This window comes from Chromobacterium sp. W521 (genome assembly GCF_052805975.1).
In genome coordinates this window covers 188168-214797 of the sequence record NZ_JBRBAF010000010.1, presented here as the reverse complement: position 1 = coordinate 214797, position 26630 = coordinate 188168, and the positions used below count along the sequence as shown (strand labels likewise).

Annotated in this window: 28 protein-coding genes and 3 tRNA genes; 15 read left to right on the top strand and 16 right to left on the bottom strand. The window is 61.7% G+C overall.

Annotated features, from left to right (window positions below):
* Positions 1–26 precede the first annotated feature (26 nt).
* Genes ACUXV1_RS17335 through pdxA form a run of 3 tightly spaced genes read left to right on the top strand, consistent with a single transcriptional unit; the run spans position 27 to position 4582 of the window.
* The gene (locus ACUXV1_RS17335; protein ID WP_446016015.1) at positions 27–2300 is read left to right on the top strand and encodes an LPS-assembly protein LptD; all 2274 of its coding nucleotides are present in this window, start codon (positions 27–29) and stop codon (positions 2298–2300) included.
* A 9-nt stretch (positions 2301–2309) separates the two neighbouring features.
* On the top strand, positions 2310–3599 hold the full coding sequence (locus tag ACUXV1_RS17330) for a peptidylprolyl isomerase (RefSeq protein ID WP_194427100.1): 1290 nt from the start codon (positions 2310–2312) through the stop codon (positions 3597–3599).
* Between the two features lie 2 nt (positions 3600–3601).
* Positions 3602–4582, top strand: a complete 981-nt coding sequence (gene pdxA / locus ACUXV1_RS17325) for a 4-hydroxythreonine-4-phosphate dehydrogenase PdxA (RefSeq protein WP_446016016.1) — start codon at positions 3602–3604, stop codon at positions 4580–4582.
* 1 nt (position 4583) lies between these two features.
* Here the strand turns inward: pdxA and ACUXV1_RS17320 are convergent, their stop codons facing one another.
* From ACUXV1_RS17320 to ACUXV1_RS17310, 3 genes are read right to left on the bottom strand one after another with little or no spacing between them, the layout of a single operon-like run.
* On the bottom strand, positions 4584–5090 hold the full coding sequence (locus ACUXV1_RS17320) for a TPM domain-containing protein (protein ID WP_081555045.1): 507 nt from the start codon (positions 5088–5090) through the stop codon (positions 4584–4586).
* The gene (locus ACUXV1_RS17315; protein WP_446016017.1) at positions 5090–5935 is read right to left on the bottom strand and encodes a TPM domain-containing protein; all 846 of its coding nucleotides are present in this window, start codon (positions 5933–5935) and stop codon (positions 5090–5092) included. Before ACUXV1_RS17315 ends, ACUXV1_RS17320 begins: the two co-directional genes overlap by 1 nt.
* A 1-nt stretch (position 5936) precedes the next feature.
* Entirely contained in the window at positions 5937–6539 is a 603-nt protein-coding gene (locus ACUXV1_RS17310; RefSeq protein WP_085951887.1) for a LemA family protein, read from the bottom strand.
* A gap of 306 nt (positions 6540–6845) precedes the next feature.
* Here ACUXV1_RS17310 and ACUXV1_RS17305 point away from each other — a divergent pair, with 306 nt between their 5' ends.
* The gene (locus tag ACUXV1_RS17305; RefSeq protein ID WP_081574325.1) at positions 6846–10697 is read left to right on the top strand and encodes a DUF3683 domain-containing protein; all 3852 of its coding nucleotides are present in this window, start codon (positions 6846–6848) and stop codon (positions 10695–10697) included.
* A 15-nt stretch (positions 10698–10712) separates the two neighbouring features.
* Complete coding sequence (locus tag ACUXV1_RS17300; protein WP_446016018.1) at positions 10713–11261, top strand: cysteine hydrolase family protein; 549 nt, start codon at positions 10713–10715, stop codon at positions 11259–11261.
* Positions 11262–11311: 50 nt separating this feature from the next.
* Here the strand turns inward: ACUXV1_RS17300 and ACUXV1_RS17295 are convergent, their stop codons facing one another.
* From ACUXV1_RS17295 to ACUXV1_RS17285, 3 genes are all read right to left on the bottom strand, one after another.
* Entirely contained in the window at positions 11312–12922 is a 1611-nt protein-coding gene (locus ACUXV1_RS17295; RefSeq protein WP_043592313.1) for a glycosyl hydrolase family 18 protein, read from the bottom strand.
* Between the two features lie 519 nt (positions 12923–13441).
* Positions 13442–13699: a hypothetical protein gene (locus ACUXV1_RS17290; protein ID WP_043592314.1), complete on the bottom strand. Its 258-nt coding sequence runs from the start codon at positions 13697–13699 to the stop codon at positions 13442–13444.
* A gap of 133 nt (positions 13700–13832) precedes the next feature.
* Positions 13833–15131, bottom strand: a complete 1299-nt coding sequence (locus tag ACUXV1_RS17285) for a hemolysin family protein (protein WP_019100585.1) — start codon at positions 15129–15131, stop codon at positions 13833–13835.
* 179 nt (positions 15132–15310) lie between these two features.
* Between ACUXV1_RS17285 and ACUXV1_RS17280 the strand changes: the two genes are divergently transcribed.
* Entirely contained in the window at positions 15311–15976 is a 666-nt protein-coding gene (locus ACUXV1_RS17280; protein WP_203389522.1) for an HIT domain-containing protein, read from the top strand.
* Positions 15977–16237: 261 nt separating this feature from the next.
* Positions 16238–17074, top strand: coding sequence for a sulfurtransferase (locus ACUXV1_RS17275; RefSeq protein WP_043592315.1), 837 nt, complete (start codon positions 16238–16240; stop codon positions 17072–17074).
* A gap of 2 nt (positions 17075–17076) precedes the next feature.
* Here ACUXV1_RS17275 and ACUXV1_RS17270 read toward each other — a convergent pair whose 3' ends face one another.
* Positions 17077–17670, bottom strand: coding sequence for an RBBP9/YdeN family alpha/beta hydrolase (locus ACUXV1_RS17270; protein ID WP_081555040.1), 594 nt, complete (start codon positions 17668–17670; stop codon positions 17077–17079).
* The gene (locus ACUXV1_RS17265) at positions 17670–18446 is read right to left on the bottom strand and encodes an exodeoxyribonuclease III (RefSeq protein ID WP_039753942.1); all 777 of its coding nucleotides are present in this window, start codon (positions 18444–18446) and stop codon (positions 17670–17672) included. Before ACUXV1_RS17265 ends, ACUXV1_RS17270 begins: the two co-directional genes overlap by 1 nt.
* 74 nt (positions 18447–18520) lie before the next feature.
* Between ACUXV1_RS17265 and pyrE the strand changes: the two genes are divergently transcribed.
* Complete coding sequence (gene pyrE / locus ACUXV1_RS17260) at positions 18521–19165, top strand: orotate phosphoribosyltransferase (protein WP_019100590.1); 645 nt, start codon at positions 18521–18523, stop codon at positions 19163–19165.
* A complete protein-coding gene (locus ACUXV1_RS17255) occupies positions 19165–19758 on the top strand; it encodes a DUF4124 domain-containing protein (protein ID WP_019100591.1) in 594 nt (197 codons plus the stop codon). The genes pyrE and ACUXV1_RS17255 overlap by 1 nt, the downstream gene beginning before the upstream one ends.
* A 13-nt stretch (positions 19759–19771) precedes the next feature.
* On the opposite strand, the gene ACUXV1_RS17250 is transcribed toward ACUXV1_RS17255, so the two are convergent.
* The 6 genes from ACUXV1_RS17250 to ACUXV1_RS17225 all read right to left on the bottom strand — a co-directional run bounded on the left by ACUXV1_RS17250 (position 19772) and on the right by ACUXV1_RS17225 (position 21693).
* Complete coding sequence (locus ACUXV1_RS17250) at positions 19772–20101, bottom strand: hypothetical protein (protein ID WP_019100592.1); 330 nt, start codon at positions 20099–20101, stop codon at positions 19772–19774.
* 35 nt (positions 20102–20136) lie between these two features.
* A complete protein-coding gene (locus ACUXV1_RS17245) occupies positions 20137–20571 on the bottom strand; it encodes a YbaN family protein (RefSeq protein ID WP_337883667.1) in 435 nt (144 codons plus the stop codon).
* On the bottom strand, positions 20568–21149 hold the full coding sequence (locus ACUXV1_RS17240; protein ID WP_043635651.1) for a biliverdin-producing heme oxygenase: 582 nt from the start codon (positions 21147–21149) through the stop codon (positions 20568–20570). The genes ACUXV1_RS17245 and ACUXV1_RS17240 overlap by 4 nt, the downstream gene beginning before the upstream one ends.
* A 254-nt stretch (positions 21150–21403) precedes the next feature.
* A tRNA-Lys gene (locus ACUXV1_RS17235) sits at positions 21404–21479 on the bottom strand.
* Positions 21480–21504: 25 nt separating this feature from the next.
* Positions 21505–21580: transfer RNA gene (locus ACUXV1_RS17230), tRNA-Lys, on the bottom strand.
* 37 nt (positions 21581–21617) lie between these two features.
* Positions 21618–21693 (bottom strand) — tRNA-Lys (locus tag ACUXV1_RS17225).
* 258 nt (positions 21694–21951) lie between these two features.
* On the opposite strand from ACUXV1_RS17225, the gene ACUXV1_RS17220 reads away from it, so the two are divergent.
* Positions 21952–22389, top strand: coding sequence for an FxsA family protein (locus ACUXV1_RS17220; protein WP_203389518.1), 438 nt, complete (start codon positions 21952–21954; stop codon positions 22387–22389).
* Here ACUXV1_RS17220 and ACUXV1_RS17215 read toward each other — a convergent pair.
* Complete coding sequence (locus ACUXV1_RS17215; protein ID WP_446016019.1) at positions 22383–22679, bottom strand: DUF167 domain-containing protein; 297 nt, start codon at positions 22677–22679, stop codon at positions 22383–22385. The genes ACUXV1_RS17220 and ACUXV1_RS17215 overlap by 7 nt on opposite strands.
* A gap of 99 nt (positions 22680–22778) precedes the next feature.
* On the opposite strand from ACUXV1_RS17215, the gene ACUXV1_RS17210 reads away from it, so the two are divergent.
* The 5 genes from ACUXV1_RS17210 (at position 22779) to ACUXV1_RS17190 (ending at position 25655) form a co-directional block, all read left to right on the top strand.
* Positions 22779–23246: a Dps family protein gene (locus ACUXV1_RS17210; RefSeq protein WP_019100310.1), complete on the top strand. Its 468-nt coding sequence runs from the start codon at positions 22779–22781 to the stop codon at positions 23244–23246.
* Between the two features lie 147 nt (positions 23247–23393).
* Positions 23394–24254, top strand: coding sequence for an energy transducer TonB (locus ACUXV1_RS17205; RefSeq protein WP_081555037.1), 861 nt, complete (start codon positions 23394–23396; stop codon positions 24252–24254).
* Between the two features lie 20 nt (positions 24255–24274).
* Positions 24275–24643 carry a VacJ gene (locus tag ACUXV1_RS17200; RefSeq protein ID WP_081555036.1) on the top strand — a complete coding sequence of 123 codons (369 nt, stop codon included), beginning with the start codon at positions 24275–24277 and terminating at the stop codon, positions 24641–24643.
* Between the two features lie 57 nt (positions 24644–24700).
* Complete coding sequence (locus ACUXV1_RS17195; RefSeq protein ID WP_043635639.1) at positions 24701–25114, top strand: acyl-CoA thioesterase; 414 nt, start codon at positions 24701–24703, stop codon at positions 25112–25114.
* A gap of 55 nt (positions 25115–25169) precedes the next feature.
* Positions 25170–25655, top strand: coding sequence for a TlpA disulfide reductase family protein (locus ACUXV1_RS17190; protein ID WP_446016020.1), 486 nt, complete (start codon positions 25170–25172; stop codon positions 25653–25655).
* Between the two features lie 47 nt (positions 25656–25702).
* Here the strand turns inward: ACUXV1_RS17190 and ACUXV1_RS17185 are convergent, their stop codons facing one another.
* On the bottom strand, positions 25703–26458 hold the full coding sequence (locus tag ACUXV1_RS17185; protein WP_043635634.1) for a HesA/MoeB/ThiF family protein: 756 nt from the start codon (positions 26456–26458) through the stop codon (positions 25703–25705).
* Between the last annotated feature and the right edge of the window lie 172 nt (positions 26459–26630).

The window sequence follows — 26630 nt, the reverse complement described above, 5'->3', positions numbered from 1 at the left end:
GCCGCCCCTTAGATATGGCTTTGTGCATGCCCAGAATCAAACCCAATCCGCTAGCCTTGGCGCTGGCGGCCGCGTTTTCACTGCAGCCGGCGCTGGCCTTGGCCGATGAAGACGCCCCGATCGCCCTGCCCACCCCGCCCAAGGCCGAAGGCCAGACCCACGTCACCGCAGACGACATGGACGGCGAGATGAATGTGGAGCTGAAGGCCCGCGGCAACGTGGTGGTCACTCGCGACGACCAGAAGCTGGAGTCCGACTGGCTGGACTATTACCAGAACAAGGACCGAGTCAAGGCCGGCGACCGCTTCAAGATGACGCGCGGAGTCGATGTGGTGACCGGCACCACGCTGGATTACAACGTGGCCAACTACAGCGGCACCGGCATGGACCCGGTATTCGCCATGGGGAAACCCGCGCCCGCCGCCAAAGGCGCGCCTGCCAGCGCCCGCCCCATGAGCACGGTGCCAATGCGCGGCGACGGCCAGCAAGTGGACTTCCGCGGCCAGAACCAGTACCGGGTCTACAACAGCCGCATCAATAGCTGCGAACCCGGCGATGACTCCTGGTATTTGAACTCTTCGCTGCTGGACCTGGACTATGTCAACGGCGTCGGCACCGCCCGCAACGCGCGGCTGAATTTCTACGGCGTGCCCATCCTGTACACGCCGTGGATGGATTTTCCGCTCAACGGCAACCGCAAAAGCGGTTTCCTGCCGCCCACCTTCAAGACCGGCAGCAACGGTACTGAAGTGGCGCTGCCTTATTACTGGAATATCGCGCCCAACTACGACGCGACCATCACTCCGCATTTCAACGACAAGCACGGCACCATGCTAGGCGCGGAGTTCCGCTACCTACAGCCCAATTACTCCGGCTCGATCTACACAGAGCAACTGCCCAAGGACAAGGTCACCGATAAAAATCGCTACGCTTGGTATGCGAGCCATAACCAGACCTTGGCCCCGGGTCTGACTTTCGGCTACACCGCCAACTACGTCTCGGACCCCAACTACTTCAAGGATTTTGGCGATCGTCTCAGCATCGCCACCAACGTCAACCTAGTACGAGAAGCCTTGCTCAGCTACGGTTTCGGCTGGCAGGGCGGTTCGGCCAACGCCACCTTGCGCGCGCAGCGCTACCAGACGCTGCTGGAGAACCCCGCCCCCGGCGATATCCCTTACGCGCGGCTGCCGCAACTCATCTTTAACGCCAACCAACAGTTGCCCCAAGGCTTCAGCGCCAACCTGCAGAGCGAGTTGACCCGCTTCTCCCACCCGACATTGCAAAACGGCGACCGCCTGGTCGCCTATCCCAGCCTCACCTGGAGTCTGGACAAGAGCTGGGGCTTTATACGACCCAAGATCGGCATGCATCTGACTGAATACCAGTTGGATGCGCTGCCTGGGCAGCAAAGCCGCTCGGTGTCACGCAGCCTGCCCATCTTTAGCACCGACGCCGGCCTCTACTTCGACCGCGATACCGAGTTCTTGGGACAGGATCACCTGCTGACGCTGGAGCCGCGACTGTTCTACGTCAATATCCCGACGCGCAACCAAAACAATCTGCCCAACTTCGACACCTCGGAGAATGATTTCAACTTTGCGCAGTTGTTCACCGAGAACCGCTTTTCCGGATCTGACCGCATCAATGGCGCCAATCAGCTGACCACGGCGCTAACCAGCCGCCTGATCAACCAGGAAAACGGTATGGAACGGATCCGGCTGACCGTGGGCAAGCGTTACTATTTCAATCAGGACGACATCTCTCTGGCCGGCGTGCCGAGACAGCGCACCGTCAGCGGCTCCAATCTGCTGCTGGGCGCCAGCGGCGATCTGGCCCAGGGCTGGCGGCTGGACAGCTCCTACGAGTGGAATGAGGCGCTGAAAACCACCGAACGCTACAACGCCCAGCTGCGCTACAACCCGGCGCCCGGCAAAGTGCTCAGCGCGCGCTATCGCTATGGCCGCTACGAACAGCTCGACAACACCTCCTTGTACGGTCCCTTGCGCCAAGTCGACATCGGCGCGCAATGGCCGATCGCCAAGAAATGGTATGCGCTGGGCCGCTACAATTACTCGCTGGCCGACCGCAAGCCGCTGGAACAACTGGCCGGATTCGAGTACAACGACGGTTGCTGGTCGGCGCGGCTGGTCGGCCAGCGCTATGTCAGCGACCTGACCACCACCAAGAACGCCATTTATTTCCAGCTGGAATTCAAGGGACTTGGCGGCTTTGGCAACAATCCGCTCAACACGCTGAAGCTGGCGATTCCCGGCTATAGCAAGACTAACGATTTATAAGCGATGATCATGAAACAGACTCTGCTCGCCCTGCTGCTAGCCGGCGCCCTGCAAGGCGCCATCGCCGCTCCCGCAACCCCGGTCAAAGAAGTGGACCGCATCGTTGCAGTGGTCAACAAGAATGTGATCACCTGGCTGGACCTGCAAACCCGCGTCGACGAGGCCATCAAGCAGCTTCAGGCTCAGAAAGTCACGCCGCCAGCGCGCGCCGTGCTGGAAAAGCAAATGCTGGAACAGATGATCACCGAGGAGGTTCAACTGCAGTACGCCGCCAGCGGCGGCCTGCGCATAGACGACGCCGCCGTGGATCAGGCGGTGGCCAATCTGGCCAAGCAGAACAAGATGGACGTTGCCGGCCTGAAAGCCCAATTGGCCAAGGAAGGCCTAGCCTTCGACAAGCTGCGCGCCGAAGTCCGAAAAGAACTGACCATCGCTCGCTTGCGTGACAGCGAGGTCGCCGCCAAGGTCAACGTCAACGAAACCGAAGTCGACCAAGTGCTGAAAAGCGCACAGAGCGGAAACCGCGCCGAATACCATCTGGCCAGCATCCTGGTCAATGTTCCCGAACGCGCCGACGCCAAGCAGATCGACACCCTGTCGAAGAAAGCCGAAAAAGCGCTGGCGGAGCTGGAGGCGGGACAGTCCTTCGCCAAAGTATCGGCCAGCTACTCCGATGCGCCCAATGCGCTGAAGGGCGGGGACATGGGTTGGCGCAGCGCAGTGTCGCTGCCGGTTGAATTCGTGCAGATGCTGGAACAACTGAAAACCGGCCAGCACACCAATGTGATCCGCACCCAGCAAGGCTTCTTCATCTTCCAACTCCAGGACAAGCGCGACAGCGGCGCGCCGATGATGGTGGAGCAATACCATGTGCGCCACATTCTGATCCGCACCAACGAAGCAGTGTCGGCCAGCGACGCCAAAACTCGCATCGAACAAGTGCGTGATCGCATCCAGCGCGGCGCCAAGTTCGCCGACATGGCCAAGCTCTACTCTGAAGACGGTAGCAACGCCAAAGGCGGCGATCTGGGCTGGGTCAATCTGGGCGACTTGGTGCCGGATTTTGAAAGCGCGATGACGCAATTGCCCATCGGCCAACTGTCGCAAGCGGTGCGTACCCCCTTCGGCTGGCATTTGATCCTGGTGGAAGGCAAGCGCAATCAGGACGTATCCGGCGACCGCGAGCGACTGGCGGTCAAACAGCAGATCCGTTCCCGCAAGATCGAACAAGCGTACGCCGACTGGGTGCGCCAGCTGCGCGATTCGGCCTTCGTCGAAGAACGGCTGGACGAGAAGTAAGCATGGACGTCCCCGTATTGGCCGTCACCACCGGCGAACCCGCCGGCGTAGGCCCTGACTTGGCGCTGAGGCTGACGGAAGCCGGAACCGGCTCGCGTTGCGTGTTGATCGGCGACAAGGCCATGCTGGCCGCGCGTGCGCGCCAGCTTGGCCTCTCGCTTACGCTGCATGATTACGCGCCCGGCGCTCCCGCCCCCAAACAGGGACTGGAAGTTTGCGATGTGCCGCTGGCGGCCGCCGCCGTCCCCGGGCGGCTGGACCCGGCCAATGCCGGCTATGTGCTGGCGACGCTGGACCGCGCCATAGACGGCTGCTTGGCCGGAGAATTCGCCGCCATGGTCACCGCGCCGGTGCACAAGGGCGTGATCAACGATGGCGGCGTCGCCTTCTCCGGCCATACCGAATACCTGGCCGAACGCACGCGGACTTCCAAAGTAGTGATGATGCTGGCCGGTAGCGGCATGCGCGTGGCGCTGGCCACGACTCACCTGCCGCTGCGCGATGTCCCTGACGCCATCACGACGGACAATCTGGAGCAAGTCATCCGCATCCTGCTCGCGGACCTGCGCGCCAAGTTCGGCATCGCCGCGCCGCGAGTGCTAGTGGCGGGCCTGAATCCGCACGCGGGCGAAAGCGGCCATCTGGGGCGCGAGGAAATCGAAATCATCGAACCCTTGCTCACGCGGCTGCGCGGCGAGGGCATGGACCTGATCGGGCCCCTGCCCGCCGATACCCTGTTCAATCCGGACAAACTGCGGCATTGCGACGCGGTGCTGGCGATGTATCACGACCAAGGCTTGCCGGTGCTCAAGCACGCCAGCTTCGGAGCCGGCATTAATATCACGCTGGGCCTGCCCATCATCCGCACCTCCGTCGACCACGGTACCGCGCTGGACCTGGCCGGCAGCGGCAGCGCACATCCCGGCAGCTTGTTCGAAGCCGTGCAGCTGGCGACACAGCTCGCCGTCAACGCCGCCAGCTGACTCAGCGGACGATCACCTCGTCCGGCAGCTCGTTGACGCCGGGTCCATGCCGGCGCGGCGCATGCTCGATCAATAAGGCGTGTATGCGCCGCAAGCCTGCTTCCAGGCCGGCCACCCGCTGGCGCTCCGCCATTGCGCGGCTGACTTCGGCGCAAATGTCCTCCCAAGCCTGGGGCGGTACCCGCCGATCAATGCCACGGTCGGCGATGATTTCAATGCGACGCTCCGCCAGCAACACGTACACCAACACGCCGGTGTTTTCCTCGGTGTCCCATACCCGCAACAGACCAAACCACTCCAACGCCCGTTCGCGCGCGCTCATGCCGCGCCAGGCGTCTCGCCAGTCCAGCGCCGACTCCACCACAAAGCGCAGTTGGCCCGCATGCTCGCGCTCCGAAGCCGCGATCCCCTGCTGCAAGCGCGCCAATTCCGAAGCGGGAAACCGCCGCCGCGCCAACCAACCGGTACTGGCCAAGTGACGCAGCGCTCTACTCCATGATTTCCACATCACCAATCTCCCGAAGCGCCGCCGCCGCCAAAACCCCCTCCGCCGCCGGACCAGCCGCCGCCTCCGCGGCTGCCTCCAGATCCGCCTCCCCAACCGCCGTCTCCTCCGCCACCGAACGAGACACCATGGGAACCGATCACCAGGCAAAGCAGCGCCGCCACCGCGCCGGCCAGCAAGGCGAACATGACGCCGGCGCCCAACAGCAAGGCAGCGACAATGCCCAGACAGCCCATGATGAAGCTGCCGATCAGCCGTCCGAACAGACGGCTAACCACGCCGGCGCCGAACAAGACCGCGAACGCCAACGCCGGCCAGCTATCCTCCCAGCCCTGCTGCTGGGTCTGAGCCGGCGGCGACGGCAGCTTCTCCCCGTCTATCAGGCCCTCCAGCTGTGCAATCGCCGCCTGTATGCCCTGGAAGCGCAGCCCCTGTTTAAACAGCGGACGCAGCGTATCCTGCAGGATGCGCTTGGCGTAAATATCCGGAATCGCGCCCTCCAGGCCGCGCCCCACCAGCAGTTGGCTCTTGCGCTGGTCCGCAACGATCAGCAACAACACCCCGTCGTCTATTCCCTTGCGGCCCAGCTTCCAGGCATCCATCACCCGGGTGCCGTAATCAAACGGCGTCTCCGGCTCCACCGACGGCACGATCAACACCGCCAGCTGGCTGCCCTTGCGCTGATGAAACGTCAGCAATTGCTGTTCCAATTGCCCTCGCTCGTCCACCGATAAGAAGCCGGCAAGGTCCACCACGGGAGAACTGGGCGGCGGCACCGCCAGCTCCGCTCGCGCCAACTGCACGCATAGCAGCAACGCGAAGCCCAAGCAACGCCATAGCGCCGTCATCTTATTTGCTCGCCTCCGGCTCGCCGAAGTTGACCTGAGGCGCAGCGGAGATGGCCTTCTCATTCTCCACCGTGAAATTAGGCCGGGTCTTCAGGCTGAACATCATCGCGGTCAAATTATTGGGGAAGGTGCGCACCGTGCTGTTGTACGCCTGCACCGAATCGATATAGCGCTTGCGCGCCAGCGCAATGCGGTTTTCGGTGCCCTCCAGCTGCGCCTGCAGATCGCGGAAGGATTGATCCGCCTTCAGCTGCGGGTAGTTCTCCGATACCACCAGCAAGCGTGACAGCGCCGAACCCAGCTGATTCTGCGCCGCGGCAAAGTCATTGAGCTTTTTTTCGTCCGTCGCCATCGATGGATCCACCTGGATGCTGCCCACCCGCGCCCGAGCGGCGGTCACCTGGGTCAACACGTCTTTTTCATGCTTGGCGTAGCCTTGCACCGTCTTGACCAGATTGGGGATCAGGTCCGCGCGTCGCTGGTATTGATTGATGACTTCGGACCAGGCCGCGTTGGCCGCCTCGTCCTGAGTCTGCATCGCGTTGTAGCCGCAGCCGCTCAGCGACGCCGCTAGCAGCAAGGCCATAGCCCACTTCTTCCACATCATCACATTCTCCATTCCCGTCGTGGCCGCGCCATCCCGATCAGCGCGGCGCGTTCAAGCCTCAGTTTACCCATAAAAAGCATAAAATCAGCAGCTTTCGCCCTGTAAATGGAATAGCGCACACCATTCCGTCCCCAGCGCGGCCAAGCCGCCGAGATGGGCCCGCTCTGTCTTACCCAACAATATACAATCCGCCCCAATATCTTGAAGTAAAGAAGGAAATCCCTAGTGAATGCGGGTTTTTCGCAACGCAACAATTGGGCTACACTGGTGGACGTTTTTCCAATAATGACAGCTGCACGGACAATGACCACCACCACCCAAGCCCGTGTGCGGGAGATCCCGTACAACTACACCTCGTATTCCGACCGCGAGATTTTCATCCGCCTGCTGGGCGCGCCGATGTGGAAACTGCTGGAGGAGCTGCGCGCCGAACGCAAGACTGGCCGCTCCGCCCGCATGCTGTTCGAGGTCTTGGGCGATATCTGGGTGGTGGACCGCAATCCCTATCTGGTCGACGATCTGCTGGACAACCCCAAGCGGCTGGCGGCCTTGGTGGACGCGATGCGCCACCGGCTGGCCGAGGTGGAGAAGCGCCGCGAGGGCAACGACAAGGTGGGCAAAATGCTAACGGCGGCGCGCGCCGCCGTCGAGCGCTTCGCGGAACAGTTCGAAGACACCCGCGAGCTGCGCGCCAAAATTCTCAAGAAGCTGTCCCGGCTCACCCGCCGCGACAACATCCAGTTCGACGGCCTGTCCCGCGTCGCCCACGTCACCGACGCGACGGACTGGCGAGTCGAATATCCATTTGTGGTGCTGAGCCCGGACAGCGAGGCTGAAATCGCACCGCTGGTGCGCGCCTGTATTGAGCTGGGCCTCACCATCATCCCCCGCGGCGGCGGCACCGGTTACACCGGCGGCGCGGTGCCGCTGGACCGCATGAGCGCAGTGATCAATACCGAGAAGCTGGACCGCCACCTCGGCGTCGAACAGATCGAGCTGCCCGGCCTGGACGGCCCCCGCGCCACCATACAGTGCGGCGCCGGCGTGGTCACCGCCCGCGTCGCCGAGGCCGCGGCGGCGGCCGGCCTGGTGTTCGCGGTGGACCCCACCTCGGCGGAGGCCTCCTGTATCGGCGGCAATATCGCAATGAACGCCGGCGGCAAGAAAGCAGTGCTGTGGGGCACCACGCTGGACAACCTCGCCAGTTGGAAAATGGTGGACGCGGACGGCCAATGGCAATTCATTGAACGCCTGGGCCACAACTACGGCAAGATCCACGACGTCGACGTCGCCCGCTTCCGCATCAGCCAGCTCAAGGATGACGGTCGCACCGTCGTATCCAGCCGTCAGCTGGACATTCCCGGCAGCGCCTTCCGCAAAGTGGGCCTGGGCAAAGACGTTACTGACAAATTCCTGGCCGGCCTGCCCGGCGTGCAAAAAGAAGGCTGCGACGGCATCATCACCAGCGCGCGCTTCGTGCTGCACCGCATGCCCAAGCATATTCGCACCGTCTGCCTCGAATTCTTCGGCACCGTGGCCGAAGCCACGCCGGCCATCGTCGAAATCACCGATTTGTTCAAGCCCGGCGGCGCCGCGCTGGCCGCCGGCGTGCAGCTGGCCGGCCTCGAACATCTGGACTGGCGCTATGTGCGCGCGGTGTCCTATGTGACCAAGGCCAAAAGCAAGGGCCGGCCCAAGATGGTGTTGATTGCGGACCTCGTATCGGACCACGAGGATGCGGTGGCGGAAGCCGCCAGCCAAGTGGTGCGGCTGGCCAATGCGCGCCACGGCGAGGGCTTCATCGCCATTACCCCGGAATCGCGCAAGCGCTTCTGGCTGGACCGCAGCCGCACCGCAGCCATCGCCAAGCACACCAACGCCTTCAAGATCAACGAAGACGTGGTGATTCCGCTGCCGCGGCTGGGCGACTACAGCGACGGCATCGAGCGCATCAACATCGAATTGTCGATCCAGAACAAGCTGCGCCTGCTCGATACCCTGACCGAGTATTTCCACGGCCGGCTGCCAGTGGACAAGCTGGACACCAATCTGCCGTCTGAAGAGCTGATCGGCGACCGCCGCGCCTCGGCGCTGTCCCAGCTCGCCATCACTCGCGACCGCTGGCAGTGGCTGTTGGAACACCTTGACCGTCCCTTCCACGAATACCGCGAACGCTGGCCGCACGCGCCGCTGGAGGACGCCGCCGCCGCTCCGGACACCGTATTTCACGCGTTGCGCGATCTGGTCGTGCGCGTCAGCTGGAAGCGCGAAATGCAGGCGGAACTGGAACAACTGTTCTCCGGCAACACCGACGGCCCCATTCTGGCCGCCATCCGCGCCATCCAGCAAAAAGTGCTGCGCAGCCGCGTCTTCGTCGCCCTGCACATGCACGCCGGCGACGGCAACGTCCACACCAACCTGCCGGTCAACTCCGACGACTATGAGATGCTGCAAACCGCGCACAAGGCGGTGGAACGCATCATGGCGCTGGCGCGCGCGCTGGGCGGCGTGATTTCCGGCGAGCACGGCATCGGCATCACCAAGCTGGAATTCCTCAGCGAGGAGGAAATCGCCCCCTTCCGCGCCTACAAACAGCAAGTGGACCCCAACGGCCACTTCAACCGCGGGAAACTGCTGCCCGGCGCCGACCTCGCCATGGCCTATACCCCGTCGTTCTCCTTGCTGGGCGCGGAATCGCTGATTCTGGAACAGTCCGACATCGGCGCCATCAGCGACTCGATCAAGGACTGCCTGCGCTGCGGCAAGTGCAAACCAGTGTGCTCCACCCATGTGCCGCGCGCCAATCTGCTGTATTCACCGCGCAACAAGATACTCGGCGTCGGCCTCCTGACCGAGGCCTTCCTCTACGAGGAACAGACCCGCCGCGGCGTCAGCCTCAAGCACTTCGAGGAACTGTCCGACGTGGCCGACCATTGCACGGTCTGCCATCGTTGCGTCAAACCTTGCCCGGTCAAGATCGACTTCGGCGATGTTTCGGTGGCCATGCGCAACTTCCTGCGCAAGACCGGCAACAAGAGCTTCAACCCCGGCACCGCCGTCGGCATGGCCTTTCTTACCGCCAAGGATCCGGCCACCATCAAAGCGCTGCGCACAGGCTTGGTCGGCATCGCCTACAAAGCCCAACGGCTGGGCAACGCGGTGGGCAAACGCCTGGGGCTGATAGGCTCCCAGACCCGGCAACCTCCGGCCACCGTCGGCAAGGCTCCGGTCAAGGAGCAGGTGATCCACTTCATCAACAAGCCCATGCCCGGCGGCCTGCCCAAGAAAACCGCGCGCGCGCTGCTGGACGTGGAAGACGCCAGCATCGTGCCCATCATCCGCAACCCCAAGCTCTCGGAAGACGCTGAAGCGGTGTTCTACTTCCCCGGCTGCGGTTCGGAGCGCTTGTTCAGCCAGGTCGGCCTCGCCACCCAGGCCATGCTGTGGCATGTCGGCGCGCAGACAGTGCTGCCGCCCGGCTATCTGTGCTGCGGCTATCCTCAGACCAGCGCCGGCTATCAGGACAAGGGCGACGCCATCACCACGGAGAACCGGGTGCTGTTCCACCGCGTGGCCACCACGCTGAATTATCTGGACATCAAAACCGTGGTGGTCAGCTGCGGCACCTGCTACGACCAGTTATCGCAATACCGCTTCGAGGACATCTTCCCCGGCTGCCGCATCATCGACATCCATGAATACCTGATGGAAAAAGGCGTCAAGCTGGACGGCGTCGGCGGTCAGCAGTACCTGTATCACGACCCCTGCCATACACCGATGAAGGCCTATCAGCCGATGAAGGTGGTCAATGAACTGCTGGGCGGCGGCGTGGCCCTTTCGGACCGCTGCTGCGGGGAATCCGGTACCTTCGCCGCCAGCCGGCCGGACATCGCCACCCAGGTGCGCTCGCGCAAGGAAGAGGAAATCAACAAGAATCTGCAAACCCTGACCGGCGGTGCCAAACCGGCCCAACCGGTGAAGATCCTGACCTCCTGCCCGTCCTGCCTGCAAGGTCTGTCGCGCTATAGCCCGGATACTGGCACCGAGGCCGACTATATTGTGGTGGAAATCGCCAAGCATGTGCTGGGCCCGGATTGGTTGAAACAGTACGTGGAGCAAGCGCGCGATGGCGGCATCGAACGCGTGCTGCTGTAAGCGAGGAGGTTGGCCATGGGCAATAAAGCGCTGATCATCATCGATGTTCAGTACGGTCAGATCGAAGGCAGGCCTCGCGCCGGCCGCGCCGACGCCGTGCTGGCCAACCTCAACCGCGCCATCGCGCTGGCGCACCGCCAAGACATGCCGGTGATCTTCATCCAGCATGACAGCGGCCCCGGCAGCGATCTGGCGCGCGACAGCGAGGCCTGGCAGCTGCACCCGGCGCTGGCGCGGCTGGACGACGACGCTGTGGTTCACAAGCGATTCAGCGACAGCTTCCAGCGCACCACTCTGAGCGAGCTGCTGCGCGGCAGCGATGTCGACGAACTCTGGCTGGCCGGCTCCGCCACCGAATTTTGCGTGGACAGCACACTGCGCTCGGCCATGTCGCAGGAGTACACCGTCACGCTGATCGCCGACGCCCACACCTGCAAACCGCGGCCGGGGCTGAGCGCGGAACAGGTCATCGATCACTTCAACTGGGTGTGGTCCAATCTGGACGAAACACCCAAGCCCTTGCGGGTGCGCGAGATCGCCGAACTGGAAAAGAGCGCGGCTTAAACAAAAAACCGCCGGGCATGCCCGGCGGCGTCTCTATGGCGACTGCCGGCTTACTTCAGCGGCGATGCGGCCGAGGTCTTGGCCGCCGCCTTCTTCTTGGCCGCGGCGGCATCCTGACGCACTTCGCTGGTGGTCTTCAGCAAGGTGCCCTGGGCGTCGTCGCCATCCAAGGACCAGCTAAACACCCCGCCCAGCTGTTGCTGACGCACATAGTCAAGCTTGGTGCGGATGGTGGCCGGGTCGTCATAGCTCCAGAACTCGTTGCCATCGTAAGTCCACAGCTGCTTGCTCACCGGATGCACAAACTGCTTGGCGGAGCGGGTTTTCAGCACTTTGTAGTCCTCAATGCCGGCTTCGTAAGTGCCTTTGCCCGCGCCGGTGGCCACCTGGTACAAGCCATCGCCCTTAGGTCCGGCCGCCACGCCGGCCCAGCCGCGTCCATAGAACGGGATGCCCACGTTCAGCTTGGCCTTGGGCACGCCGGCCTTGACCAAGGTCTGGATCGAGTCGTCCACATTGTAGTAAACGCGATCTCCGGTCACTGGAGCGGCCGGATCGCGGAACAAATTGGACTGGAAGTTGGTCGGCCCTTTTGCGTCCCAGCCGCCGTTGAAGTCGTAGGTCATCACATTGATCCAGTCCATGTAGGCCGCGTACTTGGCCGGCTCGGTCTGGCGGATTTTATCGACACCGGAGCCAATGGCCGCGGTCAGGTAGTATCGACGCTTGTTCTGCGAGGTCAAGGCATCCAACTGGCTGCGGAATTCCGCCATCAGCAAGGTGAAGTTCTGCTTGTCGTTGGGGTCCACGCTATTGCTCGGCAGACCGCCGCCACCCGGGTATTCCCAGTCGATATCGATGCCGTCGAACACCCCCTTGGCCGCTCCGGCACCACCGGCGTTCTCGCCCACCGGCAAATTGCCTTTCAGGTACAGGTCGATGCAGGACGCCACCATGGCCTTGCGGCCGGCGTCGGTGGCGGCGAATTTGCCGAAATTCTTAGACCAGGTCCAGCCTCCCAGCGAAATCAGCACTTTCAGCGAGGGGTTGGCCAGCTTCAACTTGCGCAATTGGTTGAAGTTGCCGCGCAACGGGTCGCTCCAGGTGTCGGCCTTGCCGTCCACCGACTCGTTGGCGCCGAAGGACTTCTGGTAATCGGCCCAAGCGTCGCCGCCATCGCCGTTGCCGTTCTCCGCGCGAGTCACCATGCCGCATTTGCCGTCGGCGTAGACATTGCCGAAAGCGTAGTTCAGGAAGGTCAGCTTCTTGTCGCCGCCTGCGTCCACCAGATTGCGCAGCTTGTAATTACGGCCGTAAATGCTCCATTGCGCAAAATAGGAACCAACATGGCGGCCCACCGTCGGCGTCGGCTCGGGCGGCACGCCCGTGCCCGGCCCGGGGCCGGGGTCGCCGCCGCCCGGGGTGCATTCGCTAGCCGGCCTCTCCTCCCACGGTCCCCATTGATCCGCGCCCGGCTGATTGTTCTGCGTCCACCACTTGGCGCGCCAGGTCTTGTTGGCGTACAAGGCGTAATCGCCGCCGTTATAGGTCTGCGCATTGCTCCACGCGCTGCAAGCCGGCGCGGCGAACGCCGCCGCGCTGCTCAACAACAAGCCAGCCCCTCCAAACAGCGCCGACAACGTCAACGAAAGTTTCGACATTCGGACCTCCTCAATTCTGTCAGTGATCACGGCAGCGTCATGCTGTCCCCGCTGCAGCACCGCAAGCCGGCGTTTTAGTTCGGACATGTGGTATTACAGTGGTATCAGATTCGAGCAATCACTCCACGACTGCCAACCCAAATTTCACCAACCTGTCCTTAATAACAGTTAAAACAGGTCAAAATGATTGCCTTACGTTGACACTGATGCGGCGGGTGCACAAAAAGTGACAAAAAATCATAATTTCGTTGATTTGATGGAATTTATCGCAAATAAATCGGAAAAAAGGACGTAAAAAACGCAGTTGGAGAGGGCTGTTTCCTCAGAAAGAAAACAAGCCAAGCGTAGGAGAGTTGCCTGTTGGCAATTGGAGACAAAACTTCACAGAACAAGCAGAGACTTCACAAAGCCATGCCACTACAAAACCATTACATTTTTAATCACACCCTAAACCAGCCAGCCAACAATACAAAAAGGAGGCCGTAGCCTCCTTTCGATACCCTGCCTGTAGCCGCAGAATCAAGCCGCTTTTTTCACATGCGCTTTTTTGTGGTGATGCTTCTTGGCATGCTTCTTGGCTGCTTGGGCTTTTTGCGCGGCCGGAGCGGAAGCCGCTTTCTTGGCGTGCTTCTTGTGATGGTGCTTCTTGGCGTGATGCTTCTTGGCATGCGCCGGAGCGGCAGCCTTGGCGGCCGGAGCGGAAGCGTCGGCGGCGAAGGAGGCAGCGGAAGTCAGGCCGAGTACGGAAGCCAGAATCAGTGCGGCGATTTTTTTCATGGTGTTTCTCCAAATCTGCGACTTAGCGGTTGTCAGGGCACCGTCCTGGTGCATCCTTGTATTCATCATATGCAAGCCGACTCACCGCAGTCTGTGAGGCCTGTGTTAAATCATGTAACCGATCGTACAAAGCTCAAGTTTGCGCCGGCTCCTTGCTGGCCACCCGCGTGACCAGAATCTGATCGATCTTGTGGTTGTCGATGTCCACCACCTCGAACTTGTAACCTGCGTATTGCACGCAATCTGTGCGCCGCGGAATCTTGCGCAGCATATACATCATGAAACCCGCCACCGTCTCGTAGTTCTGATCGTCGGGCAATTCGTCGATCTCCAATACCCGCAGCACATCCTCCACAGGCGTGATGCCATCCACCAGCCAGGAGTTCTCGTCGCGCTTGACGATCTGTTCCTCCTGCCCCTGCCCCACCAAGTCACCCATCACCGTGGACATCACATCGTTAAGGGTAATCAGACCCACCACAAAACCATATTCATTCAGAATGACGGCGAAGTCCTCTCGGGTGCCCTTGAATTGATCCAAGGATTCCGACAAGGTCAGGGAATCCGGAATCATCAGCACCGTTTTCAACAAACCGGGCTCCTTCAAGGAGATGGCGCGCCCGGCCAACACCCGCCTCAGCAAGTCCTTGGAGTCAACGTAGCCCACCACATTGTCGATGCCGTTGTCGCAGACCAGAAACTTGGAATGCGGCTGCTCGGCCACTTTCGACTTAATACTCTCCTCTCCCTCGTCCAGAGTGAAGTAGATGATGCTCTCGCGCGGCGTCATCGACGACGGCACCAGCCGGCTTTCCAGTTCGAATACGTTTTCAATCACTTGATGTTCTTGCCGATGCAGCACGCCGGCTTCAGCGCCGGCGTCCATCATCGCCGAAATATCGTCGCTGGTGATTTCGTCGCGCGGGCTGGTGGGCATGCCTGCCAAACGCAGCAATACGCCGGACATTTCATTGAACAACCACACCAGCGGCTTGAACAGCAGCACCATGAACAGCATCGGCCGCACAATGCGAACCGCCACAGACTCCGCCGCCACCATGCCCACGCGCTTGGGCGTCAAGTCGGCGAAGAGGATGAATAGGCTGGTCACCAGCAGGAAGGAAGCCAGAAAACCCAGGCTCTGCGCCAGTTCGGGGGACAAGAAAAAACCCAGCACCCGGGCGAAGAAAGGCGTGAACGCCGCCTCGCCGACAATACCGCCGAGAATAGCCACCGCATTGACGCCGATCTGCACCACGGTGAAAAAATGGCCTGGATGCTCCTGCAAGGCCAAGACCTTCCCGGCGTTGTCGTTGCCCTCGTCCAACATTTGACGCAAACGGATCTTGCGCGAGGCCGCCAGCGATATCTCCGACACTGAGAAAAAGGCGCTGGCCAGGATCAGCGCCAGAATAATCATCATATCCGTCATCAAGCTCTCCATTTTTGCCCGCCGCAGCGCCTGAACACCGCACAGGCGACGGCATACGGCAGAAGGCATGATAAATAGTTCAAATCATAATTTCCGTAATGATAGCAGCGAACCGGGGTTTAGCCGAAGCTCGCGGCAACCGTTACAATAAGGTTCCCGCATTTCAAAAGGCCGCCATCATGGATTGTGAATTGTGCCGTGGCCCGTCCGGCCAAGTATTGCACGAAGACGACCGCCTAAAAGTCCTACTGGTCGACGAGGAAGGCTATCCCGGCTTCTGCCGGGTGATCTGGAAGGCCCACATCAAGGAAATGACGGACCTGTCCCCTTGCGACCGTTTGCACCTGCTGGACTGGGTCCATAACGTCGAAGCCGCGCTGCGGCGCTGCACGCAAGCCGACAAGATCAATCTGGCCAGCCTGGGCAATATGGTGCCGCACCTTCATTGGCACGTGATTCCCCGCTTCGCCGACGACGCCCATTTCCCCGCCCCGATCTGGGCTGCCGCCCGCCGCCAAGGCCCCCCGCGCGCCTGGCCGCAGCTGGCGGAACAATTACGCCGGCAGCTCGCCTCTTCTCAGAGCCATTGCTGGCTGGACTATCAGATCCAGGTCGATCAGATACCGGACGGGCTCGAAGGCGCCGATTTAGCCTGCTACCGCTTCTTCGCGGAATCCGGCCTGGCTTGGCCTGTCGACGGCATTGACGCCGATGGACGTCACTGGTTAGCCCTGCGCCGCTGCGGCCGGGATGGCGCGGAACAAGTGGACACCTTGCGCCTGGAGCCCGGCAGCTACCGGCAACTGCCCTGTTCTCGCCTTTATCAAGCCGAACTCCTGCGCTGAGAGCGTGTTGACGCTCTCGCGAGTCAAGGCGAAAACGGCTGAAAAAGCGGAGTGTAGACACGGCACACGAGCATTTTGAAGACGCGCCCACCGTGCAACGCTCCACGACACGTAGCAGATCGTAAACAGGTTCTGAGACCCGCTGGCGGTCTTCCGCATCGTAAAAGGCCGGATCAACACGCCCAATGCCGCTAACCAGGCAACGGATTCGACAAGCGCAGGACCAGCAGCCCCACCTCCCCAATCTGAAAGAGGAATGCCATGCACCAAACCTTGATCTCCGCGGAACAACTGGCGGCTCTGCCGGCTGAACGCCTTGTGATTCTGGATTGCCGCTTCCGGCTGGAACAAGCGGATTATGGCTTGACCGTCTATGAAGCCGGCCATCTGCCAAACGCGCATTACCTGAATCTGGAGTACCACCTTTCCGGCAGCAAGACCGGCGAAAACGGCCGTCATCCGCTGCCCGACGGCAGCCGCTTGGCCGTGGACTTCGGAGCAATCGGCATCACGCCGGACACCCAGGTCGTCGCCTACGACGACGCCGCCGGGCAATACGCTGCCCGCGCCTGGTGGTTGCTCCGCTGGCTGGGGCACTCCGCGGTTGCGGTACTGGACGGCGGCATCCAAGCCTGGACCCGGGCCGGCTACGCTCTAGACAAGCAGGCCGCGGAACGCCGCCCCTGCCGTTTCTCGATCAGGCCGGCGCTTGAAGACACCGTCGACGCCTCCGCCGTGCTGGCCAATATCGAGCAAGCGGCTTTCACCGTGGTAGACGCTCGCTCCGCCGAACGTTACCGCGGCGAAGGCGAAACACTGGACCCGGTGGGCGGCCATATCCCCGGCGCGGCCAATCGCTTCTTCATGCACAACGTCGACGCCGACAACCGCTTCAAGCCGGTGGAACAACTACGCGCCGAATGGCTGGCCGTGCTTGGCGACGCCGATCCGACGAGCATCGTTCATCAATGCGGCTCCGGCGTCACCGCCTGCCACAACCTGCTGGCGATGCGTCACGCCGGTTTCGAAGGCGCCCGGCTCTACCCCGGTTCCTGGAGCGAGTGGTGCAGCGATCCGACGCGGCCGGTCGCCCGCTAGACTCAGGCCAGCATCAGTTCCTGCAGCAGATCCTGGCCGAAGCGCCAATGCCCAAGACGCGCGGCGCTGCCTAAATGCCCATTCGCGCCGGCGTCAACCAAGGGACAGCCCCAAACGCGGGCCATCGCCTCCGCCTCCGCCATCTCGCAGAACAAGTCGTCGCGGCTGGCCACCAGCAAGGCGGGGGCGGGCAAGCGCAGCGTGGGCGCACTGAAGCCGGCAAACGTAGGCAAGGGCGCGTCATCCGGCAATTCGCCGCTGGCGCGCGCCCGCGCCTCGCTGATGGGCAAGGCCGGCGGTGCCACCAGCAACAGCCCTTGCAAGCGCTTCTGTTCAGACAGGGACAAGGTGCGCAGCCAGGCCGCCGCCGCATGACAGCCCAGGCTGTGCGCCGCCAGCAGCCAGCGGCCCGGCACCTGCTCCAGCGTGCGCCTGATGCCCTCTACCCAAGCCTCGCATTCCGGGTACAGCCAATCGTCTTGCTCCACTCTGCGCGCCAACGGATAGCAGCGCTCCCAACTGGTCTGCCAGTGTTCGGCGCCGGAGTTGCCCCACCCCGGCACCGTGATCAAGGTGACGTCGTCCTCGTCCAACATCACAGGCTCCGCTCGTAATCGACGATCAGCGGCGCATGATCGGAAAACTTCTCGTCCTTATATACCGAGGCGCTGCGAGCTTGCGCCATCAACGACGGCGTCACAATGTGGTAATCGATGCGCCAACCCACATCCTTGGCGTAAGCCTGGCCGCGGTTGCTCCACCATGTGTAGCCCGGCGTGTCGGGGTACAGGCGGCGCCACACGTCGCACCAGCCCACGCGGTCCAGCAAGTCGGTCATCCAGGCGCGCTCTTCCGGCAGGAAGCCGGAGTTCTTCAGATTGCCCTTCCAGTTTTTCAGATCGATCTCGTTATGAGCGATGTTCCAGTCGCCGCAGATCACGATGTCGCGGCCGGCCGCGCGCAGCGTTTCCAGATGCGGCATGAACACGTCCAGAAAATCGAATTTCACTTGCTGGCGCTCATCGCTGCTGGAGCCTGACGGCAGATACAGTGAAATCACGCTGAGATTGCCGAAGTCCAGTTGCAGAAAACGGCCTTCGGCGTCGATCCAATCAACGCCCAATCCCTCCACCACCGCATCCGGCTGATGACGGGTATACAGGCCCACGCCGCTATAACCTTTCTTTTCCGCATAGTGGAAGTAACCGGTCATCCCGTCCGGCTGTCGCATGCGTTCGGACAAGTCGGCCGCCTGGGCCTTCAGTTCCTGCACGCAGACAAAGTCGGCGTCTATGCCGGCCAACCAGTCAAAGAAACCTTTTTTATCGGCGGAGCGGATGCCGTTCAAATTAGCGGAAACGATTCGAAGCAAGAGACTCTCCCGTGATATGCTTGCCGGCAATTTTTTCAGCCGTTCAAACAGTTAACAGTTAATAAGGAGTAACGATGAGCGATTTCCGTCAGGATTTTATTCGTTTTGCGCTCGACAAGCAGGTTTTGAAGTTTGGCGAGTTCATCACCAAGGCCGGCCGCAAGTCACCCTACTTCTTCAACGCCGGCCTGTTCAACGACGGCCTGTCCACTTTGAACTTGTCCCGCTTCTACGCCAAGTCGATACTGGAAAGCGGCGTGCAATTCGACATGCTCTTCGGTCCGGCCTATAAAGGCATCATCCTGGCAGCCGGCGCGTGCATGGCCATGGCGGAGCAAGGCCGCAATGTGCCCTTCGCCTACAACCGCAAGGAAGCCAAGGACCACGGCGAAGGCGGCACCCTGGTGGGCGCCCCGCTACAAGGCAAGGTTCTGATCATCGACGACGTGATCTCGGCCGGCACCTCGGTGCGCGAATCGGTGCAATTGATCCGCGCCGCCGGCGCCGAACCGGCGGGGGTGGCCATTGCATTGGACCGCATGGAGCGAGGCAGCGGCGAATTATCGGCGGTGCAGGAAGTAGCCCAGCAACATGGCCTGCCGGTCATCGCCATCGCCACGCTGAAAGACCTGCTCGGCTTCCTGGAACATAGTCCGGAACTGGCGGCGCACCTGGACGCAGTGCGCGCCTACCGGGCGCAATACGGAGTCAACGACTGATGAAACCGCTTGCCGGATTCGCGCTGCTGATACTGGGAACCGTCGCCTATGCCGGCGGACTCTACAAGTGGGTGGACGAGTCCGGCAAAGTGCATTACAGCGACTCGCCTCCGCTCCAGAGTCAGCAGCAGGGCGTTGCCGAGCTTTCCAAGCAGGGTTCCGTCACCAAACCGGCGGAAAGCCCCGCCGCGCGCCAAGCGCGAGAGGCCGCCGAAGCGGCGCAAAAACAACGCGACGCCCATCAACTGGAAAATACCCGCCGCGACAACGCGCTGGTGGAAAGCTACGCCAACCTGCAGCAACTGCAAGCCGAGCGGGCCAAACAACAGGCTGTGCTGCAAAGCGCGCTGGACGCGCTACAACAACGCGCCCGCGGCCTGACGCTGCAGATTCAAGGCATTCAGCAGGACATTGCCCATAGCCTGCGCAACAAACAAGCGCCACCGCAAAACAGCCAACGCAATCTGCATGTGCTGCAGTCGGAACAAAGCGAACTGGCCAAGCAGATCTCCATCAAGCAACAGGAGCTGGCCGCATTCCGCCAAAAAACCCAGAACGATCTGAACCGTTACCGGCAATTACGCGGCGAATAGCGCGCCGGTCGCATTACTGTCCGCTGTCCTTGCGCTGCCAAGCCTCGTTCAAGGCCTTGGTGGCCGCCTCGCTGATCTGCGCCGCGGCGGCTTGAGCCGACTTCGCCGCCTCCAATTCCGCGTTGGCCCCGCTCAAGCCCGCCTGCGCTTCCGCCAAACGCTGTTCCGCCTTAACCTTGTCGGACTCGGCCTGCGCCAAACGCGCATCCGCCTTTTGCTGCGTGCCGCGCACTTGCTGGTAGTACATCTGTGCCGCCAACAGCTGTTCATCCGCCGTCTGCGCCAAAACCAGCGCCGGCAACGCCAGTGCGGCCAAGACCGCTACGATTCCGTTTACCTTCATCACACAGCTCCCGTTTTTGGTGTAGATGCGCAAGCTTAACGCGGCGGAAGCGTTTTGGCTAAATCCGGCTGCGGCGCAAAGACCGGCTTCACATGCGAAGGCCGCGACAACAAATAAAGCAAGACGCTCAGCTCAATCGCTCCAACCAGCCACGGGACCCAGTGCGGCGGCCGCGTCAGCAGCAGAGCGGCGAAACCCATGCCCATGCCCAGCGCGGCAAAACACTTGGCCTTGACCGGCACCACGCGCTGCTCGCGCCAGCGGCGCAGCCCCGGTCCGTAACGCGGATGCGCCAATAGCCGCTGCTCCAGCCGCGGGGAGGACTTGCTGAAGCAGGCTAGCGCCAAAATCAGGAAGATCGTAGTGGGCATCACTGGCAACAGCGCGCCGATAATACCCAAGACCAGCATCGCCACGCCGGCGCACAAGTAGAACCAGCGCACCGCGGGGTGCCGCGCGGGATGACTCAAGCGTACACCTGATCCAGATGACGGTTCATGCAGGCAAACGCAGCCACCGCGCCGGCGGTAACGCGCTGCTCGGCCGCCTCGTCCAGTTGCAAGCCGTCCAACACGGCGGTGAAGGCGCGCCAGTGACGAGCGCGGCCATCCGGATGGCCGGCCAGGTGGCGAGCGCCGCAGTTCTCATCCAAGCCCAACTTGCCAGCCAGCTTGTAAAGAATTGCCGCGCCCAGTTTGGAACCCTCTACCACGTAGAGCCAACCCATCGCGCTCGCCACGTCCAGCGTGCTGCTGATCGGCGCTTCGCGCAATTCCGGCAGCGGCCGGTCCAGATCACGCAGATCGGCGGCGATGCTGTCGTAACGACGGCGCTCGGCCAGATCCGGGAACAAGCGCGCCAGCTCAGGATTGTCGTAAAGCGCGTCGGCGTCTCGCAGAAAGCGGTATTGCGCCAGCAAAAAGCGCGCGTAGTTTTCACGAGTGGCGAACGGCTGATTCGCCATGATGCGTTGGTCCAGCGCATCGTGCGTTTCGTGGGTGCGGGCTTTCAGGTCCTGGGTGCGGGTGTTCTCGACAACGGTAGTCATGCTCTGCGTTTCCTATTTGATGCGAAACCGAAGGTCCGCGCTCGACAGCGCGGACGGCGGGATGATGCGGTTAACTCGCCATTATAATGCGAATGATTCTTACAATCATTATCAAATTTACCATAGCAAGGCCATTGACGCACCGAGACCCGTCAAGGCGCAGACAAACATGGGGGAGAGGAAACACAGAACACGGGAGGTAAAGCAAAAACAAAAAGACCAGTTCTCGCGAACTGGCCTGATTGCTATAAATTTGGTGGGTCGTGCGGGATTCGAACCTGCGACCAACGGATTAAAAGTCCGCTGCTCTACCAGCTGAGCTAACGACCCGAGCCTAAGCGCTAAGAGTTTGTCGTGGTGGGTCGTGCGGGATTCGAACCTGCGACCAACGGATTAAAAGTCCGCTGCTCTACCAGCTGAGCTAACGACCCTCGAACAAAACTCTTGGCAATTTCCAGTATCGGAAACTGGTGGGTCGTGCGGGATTCGAACCTGCGACCAACGGATTAAAAGTCCGCTGCTCTACCAGCTGAGCTAACGACCCAAGAGAGAGCGCAACTATAATGAAACAGTTCAGGGTCGTCAACGGGTTTTTGTATTTTTTTTCATGAGAATGACACTGACACGCACGGGAAAGCCGGATTGAAACGGGAACCGAAGCGTCAAGATATCATCTAAGCCCGAACGATAATTTCAAGCCGGCCTTGAAAGCCGCCCAGCCATACCCATGTGTACAACAAGGGATCAGATTGACTCGTCCGTCGTCTTGATCGCGACACCCACTTATCGGATTCAGTTGCCCATGCGCACCTTCCTCATCCTGCTGTTGCTGTACCCCTTCGCAGAAATCGCCGCCCTGGTGGCTTTGGCGGATCGCTTTGGAGGTTTAGCCGTTTTCCTGTTCGTCGTACTGTCTTCCTTGCTGGGCCTGTGGATGCTGCGCAATCAGCAGATCGGCGCCTTGTTCACCTTGGGCAGCGTGATGCGCCAGGGCGACCGGGTATCGCTGTATTCCTTGCTCTGGCCGCTGCGCTACTTGCTGGCGGGCTTGTTGTTTCTGATACCAGGCGTCATCAGCGACCTGGCCGCCGTACTATTGCTGCTGCCTTTCAAAGGCCCCAGCATCGCCGTCAATACCCACTCGGCGCAGGGGCCCGGTCCCGCCGCCGACCCCGACATCATTGATGGAGAATATACTCGGGTGGACAAAACCACTCCGCCCGACCGGCGCCTTCACTGAAGGTCCAGCCGCTGCAGAGCGTCCTCTTCAGAGGCCTCGCACTGAAGCAAAACCACCTTGCGCCGGCTCTTGTCGCCGGACAATAGTTGGACGTCGCGCTTGGCCACGGAGAAGCGTTGCGCCAGCCAGGCCAGCAGGGCCGCATTGGCCTTGCCGTCCACCGGCGGCGCCGCCAAGCGTATTTTCAGGCAGTCTCCATGTTCTCCCCCCGCCTCGGTTTTCTTGGCGCCGGGCTGCACGTGCAGAGTAAGACGGATAGTGCCGTTACGGCAGTCCAGCCAAGGTTTCATGATTTTTTCCCGCAAATCGGGAGAGTGTAGTCCAAAAGACCCAGCGCCGGCGTCAGCCGACGAGGCGTCGGCTCTCCCTTCACTTATGAGGATATCGCGATGGATATTGGAATCAACGAACAAGACCGCCAGGAAATCGCTCATGGCTTGTCCCGCCTGCTGGCCGACACTTACACCTTGTATCTGAAAACCCACAACTTCCACTGGAACGTCACCGGGCCGATGTTCAACACCCTGCACCTGATGTTCGAAACCCAGTACAACGAACTGGCTCTGGCAGTGGACGCCGTGGCCGAGCGCATCCGCGCCCTGGGCCACCACGCGCCGGGCAGCTACGCCGACTACGCCAAACTGACTGCGATCCAGGAAGCCGCCGGCGCCCCGCCCAAAGCCGAGGAAATGATCCGCCAACTGGTGGACGGCCATGAAACCGTATGTCGCACCGCGCGCAGCATTTTCGCCGTGGTTGAGCGCGCTTCGGACGAGCCCAGCGCCGACCTGCTGACCCAGCGCCTTCAGGTTCACGAGAAGACCGCCTGGATGCTGCGCAGCCTGCTGGAAAAATAATATCCGCAGACCCTAAGGCATCCGCCACGCCGCGCTCAGCGCGGCGTTTTTGCTGGCCGCCGTGCTACACTTTCAGCTGCACTCGGTTCCGCCTGCGGCGACAGCCGCGGCGAACTCCGCTTACCCGGTGAAAGCCAACAGCCATCCATGTCCACTAGCCCGTCCTCGTCCACGTCCTCCAGCGCCACCATGCTGCCGCTGTGCTTGACGCTGCTCGCCTCGCTGCTGGTCCATGCGCTGCTGTTCAGCCTGGAGATGCGCCCGCGTTCCAGCCCGCCCCCTCCCGCCTCCGCCCAAATCATCAATGTGCAGTTGAACCAGACACCCAGCCGGCTGACGCCCAAAACCCGCCGGCTGGCGGAACAGAACAACCTGGGCGCGGGCAACAGCGCACAGACGGACAAGCTTGCCAGCCATCGCGCTAAGCCAGTCGCCGCCCCGGCCGATCCCGGCACGCCCGAACCCGCCGACGCCTCCCCGCGGCAACAAACCATCGCCCGCCCCCCGGAGGCAGGCAAAAAGCCTGCACTGCCGCCCTCTCAATCCGGCACGGTCGGACATGTCAGCGCCGGCAGCCTGCTGGCCCAGGTCGGAGAGATGAGCCGGCAATTGGGCGACAGCGGTCTCGCCGACAACGAACAGGAAAGCGGCGGCAAACAGGGCAAGCTGGCCGAAAGCGCCCGCGGCTACCCCTGGGCCCGTTATCAGGAAGACTGGCGACTCAAAGTGGAGCGCATCGGCAACCTCAACTACCCGGAAGCCGCTCGCCGCCAGAACATTCACGGCGCGGTGACGCTGGAAGTGCTGATCGCCGCCGACGGCGGCCTCCGCGAGGTGCGCGTGCTGCGCAGTTCCGGCTTCGGCGTGCTGGATGAGGCCGCGCGTCGCATCGTGGAACTGGCCGCGCCCTACCCGCCGTTCCCGGCGTCGCTCGCGGAACAATACAGCTCGCAACGCATTCGTCAAAAATTCGTTTTCACTCGCGACAACCAACTATCCAGTCGCTGACACATCATCAAGGAATCTCTATGTACGAAGTCAATCGCAGTATCGCCCTGATCCGCCCCCTCGCCCCCTTCCACGCCTGGCTGCAATCATTGCCCGGCGGCTTGGATGAGGAGATCTCGTTGGCGCACCTGGGCCAGGACTGCAACGCCCTGCTGATCCCGGCGGCGGAAGATTACGCCGACGCCCAAGCCTTCGTTTTCGAACGGTATCAACAGCTGTTCCAAGCCGAGCTGGCCGACTGGTGCGAGGATGACGCCCTGTGGCCGGAAGAACTTTCGCTGGAACTGTTCCAACAATGGTTCTCGCTGGAAATCCATTCCATCGTCACCGATCTTGTCGACGAGGCGCTGGAGCGCGAGGCCTTCGTGCCGCTGGAACTGGGCGAATAAGCATACGCGCGCCACGGCGTCGCCGGGCGCCATCACGAGCAAGGGAGAAACACCATCATGCAGCACAATACCAAGATCAAAGTGCGTGGCTACCATCTGGACCTATACGGCCACGTCAACAATGCCCGTTATCTGGAGTTTCTGGAAGAGGCGCGCTGGAACTACTTCGAGAGCCGCGGGGATCTCCCCTGGTTCCTGCAGTCCGGCCTGGCGCTGGTAGTCGTCAACATCAATATCGACTACCGCTACCCTGCCACCATGGGCGACGAGCTCGTGATCGAAACCGGAGTCAAGAGCATAGGCACCCGCAGTGCAGTGATGCATCAGCGCGTGAACCTGGCAGGCAACGGCAAACTGGTGGCCGAGGCCGACGTCACCTTCGCCGTGTTTGACGCCAAACAAGGCAAGGCTGTGGCGCTGGACGGCAAGCTGAAGGAACTACTGGAACAAATGCTGGCCGAACAGGCTTGATCGTCATGGCATGAACCATCCGGGCCGCGCCCGGACTTTACCGCAGGACAAGAAAATGAAGAAAGGTCTGCTCGCGCTGCTGGGCGTCGCGCTGGTCGCCGTTGTCGCCTACATGGCGCTGTTTGCCGGCTCGCCGGCGCCCCAGGTCAATTACACCTCGCTCAACGGCCAGGCCGCCAGCACCGAGTCGCTCAAAGGCAAGGTGGTGCTGGTCAATTTCTGGGCCACCAGCTGCCCTGGCTGCGTAGAGGAAATGCCGGAAATCAAGAAGATGCATCAGGAATTCGCCGGCAAGGGCTATGAAACCATCGCGGTGGCGCTGAGCTACGACCCGCCCAATTACGTGAAAAGCTTCGTGGACAAATACCAGCTGCCCTTCTTCGTGGCGCTGGACAGCAACGGCCAGATCGCCAAGGCTTTCGGCGACATCCAATTAGCGCCAACCACGTTCCTGATCGACAAACAGGGCAAGATCATCAAACGCTATGTCGGCGTGATGGACTTCGAGGAGGTGCGCAAGCTGGTGCAGCAGCACCTGTGAGCCCCCCCCCCCCTCAAAAATAAACGCCCCGGTCCGCGGGGCGTTTCTCATCGCGCGGAGCACACCGTGCAAGCCGGATCCCGCGGCACCTTGATCTGGCGGAACTCTCCGCTCAGCCCGTCATACAGGGTCAACCGCCCCAAATGCGGCGCGATGCCCGCCAAAAGCTTGACCGCTTCCACCGCCTGCAGGCTTCCTATCACCCCAACCAACGGCGACAACACGCCAAAAGTCGCACATGGCCCGTCGCCGGCCTCCCCCTCGTCCGGAAACAGGCAGTGATAGCAAGGCGACGCCGCGTCGCGTGGATCGAACACCGCCAGTTGGCCGGCGAAACGCACCGCCGCGCCCGACACCAGCGGCGTGCCGGCTGCCACACAGGCGCGGTTCACCGCATGTCGGGTGGTGAAATTGTCGCTGCAGTCCAGCACCAGGTCATGACCGGCCGCCAGCTCATCCAAAGCCGCTTGGTCCAGCCGCCGCGCCAGCGGCCGCGCGTCCACCTCGGGATTGATGCGGCGCATCCGCTCGGCGGCGGACTCCGCTTTCAAACGCCCCAGGCTGTCGCTGTCATGAACAATCTGACGCTGCAGATTGGACAGCTCGACCACGTCGTCGTCGGCGATGCTGATCTGTCCTACTCCGGCGCTGGCCAGATAAAGCGCCACCGGCGAGCCCAGACCGCCTGCGCCGACGATAAGCACCCGCGCCCGGCTCAGCCGCTGTTGGCCGACAATGTCGATCTCCGGCAGCAGAATGTGCCGGCTATAGCGCAAAAGCGCCTCATCGTTGAGTTCAATCATGATTGCTAGCCTAATCCGAACAACGCCGTTGCGCCATCGCCCAAAAGCATAAGGCCAGCCGGGATGCGGCTGGCCTTATAAACTGTTTTCGATCTGCTACGCGTCAGCGGAATTGTGTTTGGACTAGAGCAACATTCGAAATGTTCATGTACCACATGCACATTCCGCTTTC